Source organism: Hoylesella enoeca JCM 12259, assembly GCF_000613405.1.
Taxonomy (GTDB): domain Bacteria; phylum Bacteroidota; class Bacteroidia; order Bacteroidales; family Bacteroidaceae; genus Prevotella; species Prevotella enoeca.
Genome location: NZ_BAIX01000045.1, coordinates 1 through 16,437, shown reverse-complemented (window position 1 = coordinate 16,437; position 16,437 = coordinate 1). Strand labels below are relative to the sequence as shown.

Here is a 16,437-nt window from a genome sequence, read left to right as displayed (position 1 = left end):
CCGGAGGGAAAACGAAAAAACTGCGAAAGCAGCGTTTCCCCCCAGGAGGGAAAACGAAAAAACTGCGAAAACAGCATTTCCCTCCGGAGGGAAAATCAAAAAAACGCGAAAGCAGCGTTTCCCTCCGGAGGGAAAATCAAAAAAACGCGAAAACAGCGTTTCCCCCCGGAGGGATGGCTTATTTTATAATCTAATCAATTTAAAACTATGGAAATTAAACAACTTCACAAACAGCTGCTCCAAAACATGGAGCATTATCAGTTTGCATTGCGCGTGTTGCAACTCTGCAACGAGGCGAAAGTGGAGAAACTCACGGCGGTGCTGGGGCATGTTTTTCACCCTTTTGCTTTGTTGGTGGTTGTAGGTATGGGTGGTTTTGTAGATGGATTTATATTTGTGTTTTTGCTCAATTAATTTTTCGTTCCACAGTCCTCATTCCCTATTCCTAACTCAACATTGAGCATTGCGCATTACTGGTCGGGATTCTCTTTAAAACCTTGATACTCGGGGACGAGGGCTGACATGATGGCGGCGTAACTGAGGGTTTCGGCATGACAAATGTTGTCGAGACCGTGACCGATAGGGACGATCGGGCGATGGATGGTGAGTCTGAGCGGATGCCAGATGGCCCATCGCAGGTCGCGTGTGCGGGGCATGACGTTGAAGGAGCCGTTGATGGTGATGGGGACGACGGGCAGTTGCAGCTCGTCGGCCAACATGAAGGCGCCGCGACGGAAGCTGCCCATGTGACCCGTAAAAGTGCGTGCTCCCTCGGGGAAGACAACCAGCGACATTCCGTTTTTTAATGTTTTGCGAGCCTGCTCGTAAGTCTGTCGGATCTTGCTCGGGCCGCGTTTGTCTACGAAGATGTGGTGGGCGGCCTGGCAGGCTATGCCGACAAAGGGCACCTGGCGCAACTGGCGTTTCATCATCCACTTGAAGTTGCGTCCCAAGAATCCATAGATCAGGAAGATATCGAAGGCTCCTTGGTGGTTGCTCACAAAGACATACGATTGCCCTCGGACCAAGTTTTCGCGTCCCTCGACCTTGACTGGCAAGAGCAAGATGCGCACGACAAACCATGCCCACCATTTGCCGGGATAATAGCCCCAGAAGTGTCCGCTACCGATCGTGCATCCGATGACCACGGTCAAAGCCGTGAGGATGGTGGCGATGAGGATGAGTGGGAAAGCGAGGAGGAGTTGATACAGGCGGTAGAGATATTTCATTGTCGGTGGATGTTGGGATAGATCAAGGGAGTTTGTGCAACGTGATGACTGCGATTTCGCCGGGGATGCCGAAGCGGAAAGGGATTAGTGCGCCGACCCCCGCCGACACGTAGAGTGCCCGATGGCCGTCGAGATAGAGTCCGTAATCTTCTTTGCAGGACAGCATCGTGGGGCGGAGGCCGAACAATTGGATTTGGCCGCCGTGGGTGTGGCCGCTCAATGTGAGTTGTGCGTGTGATCGGGGAAGTATTGATCGGCGCCAGGCTGAGGGATCGTGTTGCAGCATGACAACATAGGCCGAGGGCGCAATGCCTGCCAATGTCTTGTTGATGTTGCCCCGATGTGGAAACGGCGGTCGACCGTCGTTTTCTTCTCCGGCGATCACCAGCGAATCTTTTCCGCGGCGGATGATGCGGTGCTCGTTGAGCAGGAGCGTCCATCCGAACTGTCGTTCGCGTGAGATGGTCTCCCGTTCATGCGCCATCTTCGTGGCCGGATCGGTCTGAATGTATTGACTGTAATCATGATTGCCGAGCACGGAGAACACGCCGTCTTTGGCGTGCAGCGATTTCAGGAGATCGTGCACGGGCTCAAGCTCGGCCGGTTGCATATTCTGCAAATCGCCGGTGAAGACGATGGCATCGGCCTTTTGAGCATTAAGGCTATCGACAAACCGCGTGATGATTCTGCGTCGGCTGCCTGTCAGCGTACCCACATGGGCATCACTGAATTGCGCGATGCGATAGCCGTCGAAGGCTTTGGGCAATTCTCGCGAATAGATGTCGATATGACGGATTTCCAGTTTCCGGAAGCCGAGGGTGGACCCATATACCAATAGATATAGCAAAAAGGCACAGAGCGGGAGGGCGATCAGGTTGCCCCAATTGTGACGCGTGTGTGTGAGTCGACTGTAAAGCAGTCCGGCGCCGGAGCACAGTGCGAAGATGGCTTTGGGCGCGACGATCGATCCGATGAGGAACAGATAAATATTGAGCCACGACAGATCGTCGGGTGCAAAGTTGCGGATGGACGCCAGCGCCACGGTGTAGCCCAGAAGGATGACTGAAGGCAACCACCACAGCATTCGTTTCCACCATGTGCGCCATGAGGATCGACGCAGATAGTGCTGATCGAAATACAAGTCGGGCAACACGATGGCCAAGATAATTGGTATGAATATGCGGGCAATCATCTGAACGTAATCTCCTCTCCGCGGCTGGCAGTGTCAAAGGTTCCGTCGTCGTAGATGAGCCGACCGTTGCAGAACGTTTGTCGGATTTGCCATTGATAGCGATGGCCGAGCATCGGACTCCATTTGCACTTGCTCTGAATCACGTCTTCGGTCACTGTCCAAGGACTATTGGGGCGCACGATCGCTATGTCGGCTTTGTAGCCCGAGCGCAGATAGCCGCGCCTGCATACTCCAAATAGTTGGGCGGGATGATGACACATCAGCTCGACCAATCGCTCGATGGAGAGCACGCCGCCGTCAACCAGTTCCAACATCGTGACCAGCGAGAATTGAATCATCGGCATGCCCGAAGCTGCCTGACAACAACCGCCCTGCTTGTCGTGTATCAGGTGCGGTGCATGGTCGGTCCCTACGACGCTGATCCTGCCGTCGGCAAGGGCATGCCGCAGTGCATCGCGGTCGGCAGCCGACTTCACCGCAGGGTTGCATTTGATCCAAGCACCTTTCGACAGATAGTCTTCGTCGGTGAAAATGAGGTGGGCAATCACGGCTTCGGCAGTGATCCGAGGATCTGTCCCGAAAAGTTCCAGTTCTTTGGCCGTGGTGAGATGGGCCACGTGTAATTGTGTGCCATAGATTTTGGCGAGTTTGACGGCCCACGAAGACGACAGATAGCAGGCTTCTGCCGAGCGTATCTGCGGGTGCAGCGAGACGGCCGGATCATCGCCATACGTGGCTTTCATGGCCGCCATGTTGCGATTGATGAGTGCCGTGTCTTCGCAGTGTGTCATCACGGGAAGATCCATCCGGGCAGCTGTCTCGAAAACCCGTTCCAGTGATTCGCGCCGATCCACGAGCATGTTGCCCGTACTGGCTCCCATGAAGAGCTTGATGCCCGGCACACGGTGACGATCCAGTTGCTCAAACAGTGGCGCATTGCTGTTGGTCGCGCCGAAAAAGAAACTGTAATTCACGTGGCTCCTATCCTTAGCCAAAGTCGTCTTCTCTTCCCAACGCTCGATCGTTGTGGTCTGTGGCACAGTGTTAGGCATCTCAAAATAGGAGGTCACACCGCCATAAGCTGCTGCTCTGCTCTCGCTCTCAATGTCGGCCTTAGCTGTGAGTCCAGGCTCCCGGAAGTGCACGTGATCATCTATGATACCCGGCAATACGAAACACCCCGTGGCATCTACGCGTTGATCGTAGTGGCCACGGGGGAGTGATATGCCTTCTGTAACGGATGCTATGCGGTCACGGTCTATCTCAACCGAACCGATGAAAGTTCTGCCCTCATTGACAATCGTACCGCCATGAATGAGTGTCGACATCTTTCTGGGCATTAAGTCATTGGGCTTCGTCGGCAGGTTGGGCCAACTCATTGGGTGTCGGTGCAGCCTGTGCCGGCGCAGTTCCGTCAGGATAGCTCCGGGTGCGGGCTGCTCGGAAGGAACCGAGGGGGGTTCCTTCATCCCGTTCATAATCTGTTGGTTTTCTTGCGCTTTTTTGTAATAGTCTTTCACGTATGGATCATTCTTGAACCGGTCGGTTGCTTTGCTCATGATATCTTCGATCCACGGTGTCAGTTCGGGGTAACGATAAGCGATGGTGACCATCATAAACACGCCTGGCCCCAACACGTTATCAAAGTTTTCGGTAACAAATCCGGTGATCAGGCTGTCTTCCTGCTGCGAGATGGCCATGCTCTCAGCGGCCAACCGAGCATTGACCACATCCATGTTGAGACCGTTCATGATCGCTTGATCGTGCTTGTGGACGAGTTCTGCCTCTTGACTTTTCAATTGATTGTATTTGTTCAAGAAGCGAAACAGCTTGTCGTTTAGCGGCGTTCCGCTCACGATCTGCTGTGTGTTGTCGATTTTGATACTAATGTCTCCACGCTCCAAAACCACAGGAAGCACACTCTCTTCATCCATGAAGATGCTGGCAATGCGCACGGAGTCGACCGAACCGGTGAAGTTGAATATGCCGTGAACCACATCGCATGAGTCTATTTTCTTGAAGTCGTTGTCTTTGAGTACTTTCAGATACAATTTCTGTCCGTCTAATGTGGCAACATTCGACGAGCCTTGTATGTTGTAAGAGCTCGCGCATGAGGTGAAAGTCAGCAAAGAGATAAAAGCGTAAAAGACTTTGTTCATAAACCGTTTTCTTCTTCTGTTACACAAAGGTAGTGCGTAAAATCCATGTCAGAAAAGATTTTCATGCTATTTAATTGATTGTAGCTTGCATTTAAGTATTTTTTTGATGGGGCAGGCGATGAGTTTGCCACGGTTTTTGCCGCAGGGAGACGACCGAAATTTGCGGAGAGGATGGCCGAGAAGTCGTATATCTGTGGGGCAGCACTATACGAGTGGTCGCCCACAGGTCGTATACTTGTCATCTTGCCCTTGGGAATCGGCTGGCTTGATCAAAGATGGAGACATGGGATCGTTGCCTTTGACTGTCGGTCAGTCTGCACGATCGACCGTAAAAAATAAAAAGATGCAGAGAGAGCGCGCTCTTTCTGCATCTTTGGGGCTATGGTCGGATCAGATATAAACGCCGATGCCGATTTTTAAGCCGATGGTGGAATAATCCTTATGACTCTTGAAAGACTGGTCATAATAGATCGCCGGTTCGATGGTTACGGTGCGGCTAACAAAGAATGCGTAACCCAGTTCCACACCGGGCATCAAATCATTGTAACTGTGGTAAGCATGCACCAGTTTGCAGTTGGCCCCCAGATAGAGACCGTTTTGCACGATGTAATAACGTGCGCCCACACCGACCGACACGTTATCGGCCACGGTCTTGTTGCCACTGTGCTGTAAGGCAGCTTGGGCCAGTACCATCCAGTTGTCTTCGATAAAGTAGCCGGCTTGTGCCTGCACACCGAGATTGAGTTTGTCCATCCCATTGTAGTTGAGGTTGAGCCGGTGAGCGATCCTCCAACATACGTTTTCTCTTCCTCAAACTGCGCATGGGCAGTGAGCGTGAGCAACAAGGTTGCCATGAGTAATACAATCTTCTTCTTCATAATCCTATTTATTTTTGATTGATTTGTCGTTGATACCAAGCAAAGAACCATACCAAAGCCCCTATTAACACCACTGCGCTTCCGGTGTAAGAAATCTGTTGGCTCAGGCCGAATGCCTGCGGAGAAACAAGCAGGAACGTGGCGCAGACCGTTGTCATGAAAAGAGCTGGGATGAGGGTGATATAGAATGGTTTATGCTGCTGTACGAGATACACCGTGACCGTCCAAAGTGTGAAGACGGCCAACGTCTGGTTGGCCCAACCGAAATACTGCCAAATGATATTGAATCCGTTGGGGTTTTCCATCTGCCAAACCAGTAGGGCGATGGCTGCCAGAAACATCGGCAGACAGATATAGAGCCGCTTGGCAATGGCTCGCTGATCAAGGTGGATGAACTCTGCTATAATGAGTCGGGCACTGCGAAAAGCTGTGTCGCCACTGGTGATTGGTGCAGCAACCACACCGAGCAAGGCCAGGATTCCGCCGAAGATGCCGAGCCATCCCTCACACACCTGCTTGACAACGGCCGGCGCACTGAAAAACTCGATCAGGCTGTGTCCGTCCCGAACCTGCGCGATAAATTGATTGACCACCTCGGGGGCTACGACTTCACGCCAACCACCATCATAGAAGAAATACATCGACACCGAGGCCCATACCAACGCCACGACACCCTCAGTGATCATAGCTCCATAAAAGATGGGGCGCCCATGGCGTTCGGATGTCAGGCAGCGTGCCATCAATGGGCTTTGAGTGGCATGAAACCCACTGATTGCACCGCAAGCAATGGTTATGAACAGACAGGGGAATAGCGGATTGATTTCCATGAACTTGCTTTCTCCCAACCAGGCGGGATTCTCATTCATATTGCTCTGACTGAGATTACTCCACCACTCGGGCAGTTCGGGCATCTTGACAAACAGACCAACCAATAGTGCCAATGCCATAAATAACAGAGAGAAAGCAAAAAGCGGATAGACTTTACCAATAATCTTGTCTATCGGCATCATCGTTGCAACAATATAATAGATAAAGATCACGATGATCCATGTCAGCTTCGATCCCCAAATATCACCCAAAATGATGGCCGGACTGTAAACGAACACCACGCCAACCATCAATAACAGCATTACGGAGAAAACCAGCATCACGCGTCGTGTTCTCTTACCGAGATAGAGGCCCACCAGTTCGGGCAGCCCCTCTCCATGATGTCGGACAGACAGCATACCGCTGAAATAATCATGAACAGCACCTGCGAAGATGCAACCGAACACAATCCATAAATAAGCCGCAGGGCCATACCATGCCCCCATGATCGCCCCAAAGATCGGACCGGTGCCCGCGATGTTTAGGAATTGGATCATAAAGATCTTCCAGGTGGGCATTGCGATATAGTCAACACCATCTGCCTGCGCTATGGCGGGTGTCGGTCGGTCGTCTGGCTTGAACACATGCTCGACACATTTACCGTAAATCAGGTAGCCTATGACCAGTGCTAAGAGTGATAATGTGAATGAAATCATATTCTGACAGATCGTGTAAATAGTCGTTGCAAAAGTAAACAAATAATTTGAATAATGCGCAAAAAGGTATAACTTTGCAGGCGATTGGCAAGTTAAAACATATTTAGACCAAATAGTTACCATATCCTTGATCCAATGAAAAGAATCTTTCCGTTACTTCTTTCCATCCTGTTTGTTGGGGTGATATATGCAAGGGCTGATGTGCTGTCTGCTGCTCCTAAATACGAAGTGCGCGCCGTGTGGCTCACCACGATAGGTGGCCTCGACTGGCCTCATAGTTATGCACGCAGCCAACAGTCGGCCGCGAAACAGCAACAAGAACTTTGTCACATGCTCGATCGACTGCAACAGGCCGGCATCAACACTGTTTTGATGCAGACACGCATACGTGGCACGATGATTTATCCATCCCAATACGAACCATGGGATGGTTGTCTGTCTGGCATACCGGGGCAGTCGCCGGGGTATGATGCACTGAAATTCGCCGTAGACCAGTGTCACAAGCGGGGCATGGAGATACAGGCGTGGGTGGTGACGATGCCTGTCGGCAAATGGGATGGAGTGGGGTGCCGCCGCCTCAGACAGCGACTCCCGGGCTTGATACGTCGCATCGGAGCCGAGGGCTATATGAATCCGGAAGGCACGCGGACGGCTTCGTGGCTTGCCGATATATGCGATGAACTCACGAGCAATTATGATATCGACGGAATCCACCTCGACTATATTCGCTATCCCGAGACTTGGCCCATTAAGATATCTCGTGATCGGGCACGCGCTCACATCACCAACATCGTGCGAACTGTCTATACGCGGATCAAGGCGCGTAAGCCTTGGGTAAAATTGAGCTGCTCGCCCGTTGGGAAGCATGACGATCTGAGTCGTTTTTGGAGTCATGGTTGGAATGCATATACCAAAGTCTGCCAAGACGCTCAAAGTTGGTTGCGTGCAGGAATCATGGACGAACTCTTCCCCATGATGTATTTTCAAGGCAACCAATTCTATCCCTTCGCCATTGATTGGGCCGAACAGAGCAACGGGCGAATCATAGCTCCCGGCCTCGGCACTTATTTCCTGTCGCCTCGCGAAGCCGACTGGCCCTTAGAGACGATCACGCGTGAAATGGAACTCCTGCGCCGATGGCGTCTTGGGTTTGCCCATTTCCGCTCCCGCTTCTTCACAGAAAACGTCAAAGGAATCTATGATTTCACGGCCGATGAATTTGATCGTAGCCCGGCACTGATCCCTGCCATGACATGGATTCATGCCACCCGCCCGATGCCTCCAACATCTATCGGCATGGCTGTGTCGCCGGGAAGCACCTCGACTATACTTTCGTGGCAGGGTGCCCGAGATCGCAGCGACGGTCCCTATTTATTATATAATGTATATAGCAGTCGTGTCTATCCTGTCGATATCACGGAGGCAGACAATTTGATTGCCGTGCGTCTGCAATCCACCTCGATCGAGTTGCCAGCCGTTAAAGGCCAAAGATATTATGCCGTGACGGCAGTCGACCGATACGGCAACGAGAGCGAATCTATACAGATGCCACAACCGCAAGCCGAAACAGCTGCTGGCGATCTCCTGCCGTGTGATGGACAAACACTTCGACTGCCGCAAAAGAGTCCGACCATGGATGCCGATCTCATTGCGATAGAGACGCTTCAAGGCGCTATTATTGCCACGCGTTCTTATCGAGGCGTGTCGATCGACATTCGAGATCTTCCGGCCGGGATATACGTGATTCGTTCGCTCAACGCCCAAGGCGTGTCACATCGCTTAGGATTGTGCCTTCTGACTCGGCCATGACAGCCGTATTGATTCATCCTTTATCATGTCCGTTCAAGTAACCCGTCGGGGGTTCCCGACGGGCAAAAAATCAGAAAAACAACGTTTCGCCCGCGGGCGACAGCCTCAAAATTGGAAAAACAGCGTTTCGCCCGCGGGCGACAGCCTCAAAATTAGAAAAACAGCGTTTCGCCTGCGGGCGACAGCCTCAAAATTGGAAAAACAGCGTTTCGCCTGCGGGCGACAGCCTCAAAATTGGAAAAACAGCGTTTCGGCCGCGGCCGACGACCCAAAAATTGGAAAAATGAGGTTTCAGCCGCGGCCGAAACCTCAAAATCTATTCTCTTTTCAATTGACGAACCTCAAAAGGTCACTCGTAAATCTCGTCGATTCCAAATTCGTTGATACCGTTGTCTTCCTTTTGGCATGGGTTGAAGCCTTGGGGAATGCCGAATGTTTGACTTGACTCATAATGCAGACGCCGGTCGGCATACACTTGGGTCATGTAATAGGCCCAGATGGGAAGCGCCATCGTGGCTCCTTGTCCCATCCGCATCGAATCGAAATGGATGTCGCGATCTTCGCCGCCAACCCAGCAGCCGCTCACTAACTGGGGCGTAACCCCCACGAACCACGCATCGGCATTGCGGTTGGTGGTGCCGGTTTTCCCGCCGATTTCGCCCTCGATGTGATATTTGAAGCGGAGTCGTTTAGCTGTGCCTTCATCCACGACGGCCATGAGTTCGATGAGCATCTTATTGGCACTCTCTTCGCTGATCACCTCGTTCATGCGGGGCTGGAATGTGGCGATGACATTGCCTTCATTATCTTCGATGCGCGAAACGAACATCGGTGCGCAACGGATGCCGTGATTGGCAAATGCGGTGTAAGCACTGACCATCTCGGCCACGGACACTTCGCAGGGGCCGAGGCATAATGACATCGAGGGATGAATCTCGGGATTGCTGATGCCGAAGTCGTGGAGTAATTGCACGAACTGTCGGGGATTCAATTTGCTCATCAGATAGGCCGAGATCCAGTTGTTAGACTGTGCCAGTCCCCACTTCAATGTTACCATCTGTCCGTATCGACTTCGGCTGGTGTTGCGAGGCGTCCAACTGCGGCCCGCCACCAAATAGGATCGTTGCACGTTAGGAGCTTTGTCGCAGGGCGAGAAGCCGTTTTCCATTGCCAGCGAATAGAGGAAGGGTTTGATGGTCGAACCGATCTGTCTCCGCCCTTCCATCACCATATCGTATTGGAAGTGGGCGAAATCGATACCGCCGACATAGGCTTTGACCTGCCCGGTCATGGGTTCCATACTCATAAATCCGGTGCGCAGGAAGGATTTGTAATAGCGGATGCTGTCTATCGGTGTCATAACGGTGTCGATGTCTCCATGATAGGTGAAGACCGACATCTCTGTGGGTGTGCGGAAAGAGCGACGAATCTCCGCCTCAGAAGCACCAGCCTCTTTCAGCACTCTGTAACGCTCGCTTTGGCGCATCGACCGGATCATGATGGCTTTTATTTGTTGGCGGGTCAGCTGATCGTGAAGGGTGCATTGGGCTTGTTTCGATTTTCCTTGGTGAACTCCGGTTGCAAGAATTTTGCCACGTGCCGGTAAACAGCTTCTTCGGCATAGCGTTGCATACGCGAATCGATGGTTGTGTACACTTTCAAGCCATCGGTGTAGAGGTTATAGGGGTCGCCATTCTTCTTGACATTCTTGTTGCACCAGCCGCATAACGGATCGGTGGCCCACGCAATGGAATCAATCACATATTGCCGTTTGTTCCAGGAGGGATAATCTTTCCGTTCGGGTAGTTTGGCCATCATATAGCGGCGAAGAAATTCGCGGAAGAAGGTGGCGATGCCGTCTTTATGATCTGTGCGGTGGAAATCCAATGTCAGCGGTTGTGCACAGTATTGGCGATATTTTGCTCGGTGAGAAACCCCGCTTTGGTCATTTGCGACAAGACCACATTCCGCCGCTCGACACACCGCGCAGGATAACGCACAGGATTGAACAGCGAGGGATTCTTGCACAGACCGATCAATGTGGCAGCCTCGGTGACAGACAGATCTTTCGGTTCCTTATTAAAGTAAGTGTTGGCCGCCGTTTTGATTCCGACGGCATTGTGTAGAAAATCAAAATAGTTGAGATAGAGTGCGATGATCTCTTCTTTCGTGTAATTTCGTTCCAGCTTTACGGCAATCACCCATTCGATAGGCTTCTGCAAGAGTCGCTCGGTCGTGGAGTGCACCGTGGCCGAATAGAGTTGTTTGGCCAATTGCTGAGTGATCGTGCTGCCTCCGCCGGCACTTGTCTGCCCCATCAAGCCGCGTTTGACCACAGCTCGACCGATGGCGATGAAGTCTACTCCCGAATGATCATAGAAGCGGGCATCTTCGGTAGCCACCAAGGCATGGACAAGATGCGGTGAGAGATGAGAGTAAGGAATACAGATGCGGTTTTCGCGATTGAAGTTCCATGTGCCCATCACGGCGCCGTCGGCCGAGTAAACCTGTGTGGCAAAACGATCGATCGGGTTTTGCAAATCTTCGACCGGTGGCATGTAACCGATCCAGCCGAACCAAATGGCCGTGAAAGCCGCAATGGTCAATAGGACAACAGTGCTAAGTGTCCACCATAGAAAGTGTATGAATACCTTTCTCATTTCTGTTATCTAATAATAAATTTGCGTGCAAAAGTACAACTTTTCTATCTAAATAGCTATCGCATTCAAAATTTATATGTATCTTAGCGGCCGAAATCAACTAATTCACCGACCCTAAAAACGCATCAGGCGATGGAAAACCATAACTTTGTGACGATTGCTGATTTATCCCGTGATAAGATCCTTTATCTTATTCGTATGGCTCAGGCTTTCGAGCAACATCCCAATCGCGACATCCTTAAAGGCAAGATCGTAGCCACTCTGTTTTTCGAGCCATCGACACGGACGAGGCTGAGCTTTGAGACAGCCGCCAATCGGTTGGGAGCAAAAGTGATCGGCTTCACCGATGCGAGGGCTTCGAGTGTGAGCAAAGGCGAGACGCTGAAAGACACGATCTTGATGGTGGCCAATTATGCCGATGTGATCGTGATGCGCCATTACATCGAGGGAGCTGCACAATATGCCAGTGAAGTGTCGCCGGTGCCTATCATCAATGCCGGTGATGGTGCCCATATGCATCCATCACAGTGTCTGCTCGATCTGTATTCGATCTATAAGACGCAGGGCACTTTGGACAATCTTAATATATATCTGGTCGGCGACTTAAAGTATGGGCGCACGGTTCACTCGCTTATCACGCGATGCGCCACTTCAACCCCACATTCCATTTCATAGCGCCGAAAGAGTTGGCAATGCCTAATGAATATAAACTCTATTGCAAGAAAAACGATATCCGCTTTCAGGAGCACACAGCCTTTACCGATAAAGTCATTGCCGAAGCCGACATTATCTATATGACACGCGTGCAGAAAGAGCGATTCTCGGATCTGATGGAATATGAACGCGTCAAAAACACCTATATATTAAGGCGAGAGATGCTGCACTTGGCCAAACCGAATATGAAGATACTCCATCCACTTCCGCGCGTGAACGAAATATCTTATGACGTGGACGATGACCCGCATGCTTACTATATCCAACAAGCCCAAAACGGACTCTATGCGCGCGAAGCCATATTCAGTCATGTGTTGAGACTTGGTTTAGACGATATTTTGAATGATCCAACCATCATCGCTTAGCTATCCTAAAAACTAATTTCAGATGAACAAGAAAGAAAGATTGGTAGCAGCCATTGAAAACGGTACGGTGATCGACCATATTCCCGCCGAAAAAACCTATCAGGTGGCAGCACTCCTCGAATTGCAAAACCTCATCACTCCCGTGACGATCGGCAATAATTACCCGTCAAAAAAAGTGGGTAAGAAAGGTATCATCAAAGTGTCGGACAAGTTCTTCACCGATGAAGAAATATCTCGCTTGTCTGTGGTTGCTCCCAAGATCGTCCTCAATATCATACGAGACTATGAAGTGGTGGAGAAGAAAACTGTCGATACGCCCGATGAGTTGCGCGGCATCGTCAAGTGCAACAATCCGAAGTGTATCACGAACAACGAACCCGTCTCAACTATCTTCAACGTCGTAGACAAGGAACAAGGCATCCTAAAATGTCATTATTGCGACAAGGAACAAGATATCGACAAAGTGGAACTTTGCTAAATTCATACATAACAAAACCTAAACTAACAACAATCTTAAATTATGAAGAGAGATCAAGAGATTTTCGATCTAATCGAAAAAGAACATCAGCGTCAGCTGAAAGGAATTGAACTGATCGCATCCGAGAACTTTGTCAGCGATGAAGTAATGGAAGCAATGGGATCTTATCTCACCAACAAGTATGCAGAAGGTCTGCCCGGCAAACGTTACTATGGCGGTTGTGAGGTGGTCGACGTCGTTGAAGACTTAGCTCGCGAGCGTATCAAGAAACTCTTCGGCGCAGAGTTTGCCAACGTCCAGCCCCACTCCGGAGCACAAGCCAATGCAGCCGTGTTGCTCGCTTGTCTCAAACCCGGTGACACATTCATGGGATTGAACCTCGCACACGGAGGCCACCTGTCCCATGGAAGTTTGGTAAACACTTCGGGAATCCTCTACAATCCCATTGGCTACAACGTCAAGAAAGAAACCGGCCGCGTTGATTACGATGAGATGGAACAGCTTGCCCTCGAACATAAACCTAAGCTGATCATCGGCGGTGGATCTGCTTACAGTCGTGAATGGGATTATAAGCGAATGCGCGAAATTGCCGATAAAGTGGGTGCCTTACTAATGGTAGATATGGCACATCCTGCCGGATTGATTGCAGCCGGACTGCTCGAAAATCCCGTTAAATATGCACACATTGTGACATCCACCACGCACAAGACACTTCGTGGTCCGCGTGGCGGTATCATCCTAATGGGAAAAGACTTTGAAAATCCATGGGGTCTCAAAACACCAAAAGGCGAAGTCAAGATGATGAGTCAGCTGATCAACAGCGCCGTGTTCCCAGGTCAGCAGGGTGGGCCGCTCGAACACGTCATCGCCGCTAAAGCCGTGGCATTCCAAGAGGCATTGCAACCCGAGTTTAAAGATTGGGCCAAACAAGTGCAGAAGAATGCCAAAGTGCTGGCAGAAGAACTCGTGAAACGCGGATTCGGCATCGTGAGTGGCGGCACGGACAATCATTCCATGCTCGTAGACCTGCGTACCAAATATCCCGAACTCACGGGTAAGGTGGCAGAGAAAGCTTTGGTTGCAGCCGACATCACTGTCAACAAGAATATGGTTCCGTTCGATACGCGTAGTGCATTCCAGACAAGCGGTATCCGTCTCGGTACGGCAGCCATCACCACGCGCGGTGCTAAGGAAGACCTGATGGTATTAATTGCCGAGCTCATCGAAGAAGTACTCAACCACCCCGAAGACGAAACAGTCATCACAAAGGTTCGTACCAAGGTTAATGAGACGATGAGAGATTATCCGCTCTTCGCTTATTAAGCAAAGAATTAGTGAATCAATAAGATCGGGTATTGGGTGAATCAACATCACTCAATACCCGATTTTCTTTGAATATTCAAGAAAACAGAACCTCCTTCTCCGCCATTTATACGATATATTCATTCCGATTACTAACCCGTTGGCGGAATTAATCAATAGATAAAATATCAGAAATATGAATGTAAAAAGTTGCACATGTCGCTAAAAATCAGTAACTTTATGATGATTAACAATACTGTTATCTACTTTATCTCCATGCACAACTTATATGCGAATTTCGTCAAAATCCTTGAGATATGCAAGAAATTTTCCTACGGATTGGTTAATGACCTTGGAAATATTCCTCGTCGTGGTGTTGTCCCTCGCTTCTCTGACCTTGATGTCATAGCCCTCAGTCTGACAGCTGAGCATCTCGGCATTGACAGTGAGAATAACCTCTTTGACCGGCTGAAAGAATACCAAAAGGACTTTTGTCATCTCATCAGTCGTCGCCAGTTCAATGACCGTCGCAAGAACACATATCAGCTGTGTGAAATGATTCGTAAGCGTATAGCAAAGGCAATGGATGGTGTAGAGGAATATTTCTGTGTAGATTCCAAACCGATAGAGGTTTGCAGACTCTCAAGAGGCAAACGCTGCAAGATGGGCAAGGACGAGCCTGATAAATATCCAGCTTTTGGTTACTGCGCCACGCAAGGAGTATATTATTATGGTTATAAGTTGCACGCTGTATGCGGTATACATTCATTTGACCTGACCGCTGCTAATGTTCATGATATACATTATATGAAAGATGTGAAGTTTGAATTTTCAGATTGCTGTTTTCTTGCTGATAGAGCTTATCTGAGTGCAGAACTGCAACAAGATTTGTTTGCATCTGCGCACATCAAACTTGAGGTTCCGTATAGATTAAACATGAAGACATGGAAGCCTACTTTTAAATCTTATGCGAAGGCTAGAAAAAGAATTTAGACTTGTTTCTCTCAACTATGTGACCATCTCATGCTCATCAGGAACTATGCCAAACAGACCACAGGACTATTCGCAAGAATTACTGCCAAAATTAGTACGTTTACAGTACTACAATACATTAACTACATAAACGACAGACCACTAGGACATGTCAAATATGCATTAAATTAATTCCGACAACAAGTTGAAGGAAAGAAAAAACTACGACCTAACGAAGCTTTTCTTAAGACTAAAGAACTATTATCAATAGGCCAAACTTATTCGGCACAGCGATTGGTGACATTGATCAATCAAGTTTATAGCAAAAAGCAGGTATCCACCAAGGCTGAAAACAATGCAGAAGAACTAAAGAAATCTTTTATGGACAATTGGCTCATTAATCCGGAAGCACGGTCACAAGAAGATGACTCTGGAACAGGCTTTTGGCAAGCTCGAGATATTATGCCGCAAATGCCTATTTATATAGCGGTTCCTCCTCGTTTCTTTCCCAATCATTCGGAATTCAGAAGATGGGAAAGTGATCATTGTGTATCCATACCAGTTTATGTTTATCGTAAATATGAAAAAATGAATCCTCACCTTTTACATCTTACAGAGGTTTCAATCGGTCGTGAAAAACTAAAACTTGTGTGGGTTGATAAAGAAGTCTATGATGAGACAAGAGGGCTATATTTCCCAAAAATCAAAATAGAAGAGCCGACTTTTGAAGTAATATGAACATAACGGGCACTCTTTTTTATTACTATCGCGTTTACAAGCGAAAGCTGCGACTCTTTGCGGCAGATATTACGATGATGCATATTTCAGAAAGCAAGATCATACACGAAATAAAAAAATTAAACAATATATCAACAGCACATTGTTTACAGTTGCTCTATCCTGTATGCATCACAACGGACTAACGCATAAAAGAAATAAGTATTGAGTTATTGCACATAATAGAATGATGAATTTTTCAATAAAACATTTGCACGTTTAAGATTAATTACCTACCTTTGCCGCCGGCTTCGCCCCCTTAGCCCCCTAAGTTAGGGGGATGGGGGTCTGAACAAGAGAGGGACCGATCAAAAAGAACAAATAAAGAGATGATTAAACAAGCAAATATAACCAGCAGCGCGATGCAAAAGAACTCCGA

9 protein-coding genes and 6 pseudogenes are annotated in these 16,437 nt (G+C 49.3%); 8 read left to right on the top strand and 7 right to left on the bottom strand.

Going from position 1 to position 16,437, the window contains the following annotated elements; genetic code table 11:
* Positions 1–194: pseudogene (locus JCM12259_RS17390) on the top strand (hypothetical protein); the annotation flags it as partial.
* A 13-nt stretch (positions 195–207) separates the two neighbouring features.
* Positions 208–414: a hypothetical protein gene (locus JCM12259_RS17385; RefSeq protein ID WP_025066453.1), complete on the top strand. Its 207-nt coding sequence runs from the start codon at positions 208–210 to the stop codon at positions 412–414.
* Positions 415–470: 56 nt separating this feature from the next.
* Here the strand turns inward: JCM12259_RS17385 and JCM12259_RS10655 are convergent, their stop codons facing one another.
* From JCM12259_RS10655 to JCM12259_RS10635, 6 genes and pseudogenes are all read right to left on the bottom strand, one after another.
* Positions 471–1,229 carry a lysophospholipid acyltransferase family protein gene (locus JCM12259_RS10655; protein ID WP_025066452.1) on the bottom strand — a complete coding sequence of 253 codons (759 nt, stop codon included), beginning with the start codon at positions 1,227–1,229 and terminating at the stop codon, positions 471–473.
* A gap of 22 nt (positions 1,230–1,251) precedes the next feature.
* Complete coding sequence (locus tag JCM12259_RS10650) at positions 1,252–2,421, bottom strand: metallophosphoesterase (RefSeq protein ID WP_025066451.1); 1,170 nt, start codon at positions 2,419–2,421, stop codon at positions 1,252–1,254.
* Positions 2,418–3,749 (bottom strand): dihydroorotase, encoded by a 1,332-nt coding sequence (locus tag JCM12259_RS17380; RefSeq protein WP_025066450.1) that lies wholly within the window; start codon positions 3,747–3,749, stop codon positions 2,418–2,420. Before JCM12259_RS17380 ends, JCM12259_RS10650 begins: the two co-directional genes overlap by 4 nt.
* Before the next feature lie 510 nt (positions 3,750–4,259).
* Positions 4,260–4,580, bottom strand: a pseudogene (locus tag JCM12259_RS17375) (DUF4369 domain-containing protein); the annotation flags it as partial.
* 390 nt (positions 4,581–4,970) lie between these two features.
* Positions 4,971–5,458: pseudogene (locus JCM12259_RS15125) on the bottom strand (outer membrane beta-barrel protein).
* Positions 5,459–5,466: 8 nt separating this feature from the next.
* A complete protein-coding gene (locus tag JCM12259_RS10635) occupies positions 5,467–6,981 on the bottom strand; it encodes a carbon starvation CstA family protein (RefSeq protein WP_025066449.1) in 1,515 nt (504 codons plus the stop codon).
* Between the two features lie 135 nt (positions 6,982–7,116).
* On the opposite strand from JCM12259_RS10635, the gene JCM12259_RS10630 reads away from it, so the two are divergent.
* Positions 7,117–8,790 carry a glycoside hydrolase family 10-like protein gene (locus tag JCM12259_RS10630; RefSeq protein ID WP_025066448.1) on the top strand — a complete coding sequence of 558 codons (1,674 nt, stop codon included), beginning with the start codon at positions 7,117–7,119 and terminating at the stop codon, positions 8,788–8,790.
* A 349-nt stretch (positions 8,791–9,139) separates the two neighbouring features.
* On the opposite strand, the pseudogene JCM12259_RS15120 reads toward JCM12259_RS10630, so the two are convergent.
* Positions 9,140–11,450: pseudogene (locus tag JCM12259_RS15120) on the bottom strand (transglycosylase domain-containing protein).
* Between the two features lie 132 nt (positions 11,451–11,582).
* On the opposite strand from JCM12259_RS15120, the pseudogene pyrB reads away from it, so the two are divergent.
* The 5 genes and pseudogenes from pyrB to JCM12259_RS10600 all read left to right on the top strand — a co-directional run bounded on the left by pyrB (position 11,583) and on the right by JCM12259_RS10600 (position 16,019).
* Positions 11,583–12,529 (top strand): annotated as a pseudogene (gene pyrB / locus JCM12259_RS15115) (aspartate carbamoyltransferase).
* A 22-nt stretch (positions 12,530–12,551) separates the two neighbouring features.
* Positions 12,552–13,007, top strand: coding sequence for an aspartate carbamoyltransferase regulatory subunit (gene pyrI, locus JCM12259_RS10615; protein WP_025066447.1), 456 nt, complete (start codon positions 12,552–12,554; stop codon positions 13,005–13,007).
* Positions 13,008–13,049: 42 nt separating this feature from the next.
* Positions 13,050–14,330, top strand: a complete 1,281-nt coding sequence (gene glyA, locus JCM12259_RS10610) for a serine hydroxymethyltransferase (RefSeq protein WP_025066446.1) — start codon at positions 13,050–13,052, stop codon at positions 14,328–14,330.
* Positions 14,331–14,525: 195 nt separating this feature from the next.
* Positions 14,526–15,473, top strand: a pseudogene (locus tag JCM12259_RS15110) (IS982 family transposase).
* A gap of 105 nt (positions 15,474–15,578) precedes the next feature.
* Positions 15,579–16,019, top strand: a complete 441-nt coding sequence (locus tag JCM12259_RS10600) for a hypothetical protein (RefSeq protein ID WP_025066445.1) — start codon at positions 15,579–15,581, stop codon at positions 16,017–16,019.
* Positions 16,020–16,437: the final 418 nt, after the last annotated feature.

What these genes read in the sequence shown, in the direction of transcription:
- JCM12259_RS17385 (WP_025066453.1), top strand. Translation starts at nt 208, where the DNA reads ATGGAAATTAAACAACTTCACAAACAGCTGCTCCAAAACATGGAGCAT.
- JCM12259_RS10655 (WP_025066452.1), bottom strand. Translation starts at nt 1,229, where the DNA reads ATGAAATATCTCTACCGCCTGTATCAACTCCTCCTCGCTTTCCCACTC.
- JCM12259_RS10650 (WP_025066451.1), bottom strand. Translation starts at nt 2,421, where the DNA reads ATGATTGCCCGCATATTCATACCAATTATCTTGGCCATCGTGTTGCCC.
- JCM12259_RS17380 (WP_025066450.1), bottom strand. Translation starts at nt 3,749, where the DNA reads ATGTCGACACTCATTCATGGCGGTACGATTGTCAATGAGGGCAGAACT.
- JCM12259_RS10635 (WP_025066449.1), bottom strand. Translation starts at nt 6,981, where the DNA reads ATGATTTCATTCACATTATCACTCTTAGCACTGGTCATAGGCTACCTG.
- JCM12259_RS10630 (WP_025066448.1), top strand. Translation starts at nt 7,117, where the DNA reads ATGAAAAGAATCTTTCCGTTACTTCTTTCCATCCTGTTTGTTGGGGTG.
- pyrI (WP_025066447.1), top strand. Translation starts at nt 12,552, where the DNA reads ATGAACAAGAAAGAAAGATTGGTAGCAGCCATTGAAAACGGTACGGTG.
- glyA (WP_025066446.1), top strand. Translation starts at nt 13,050, where the DNA reads ATGAAGAGAGATCAAGAGATTTTCGATCTAATCGAAAAAGAACATCAG.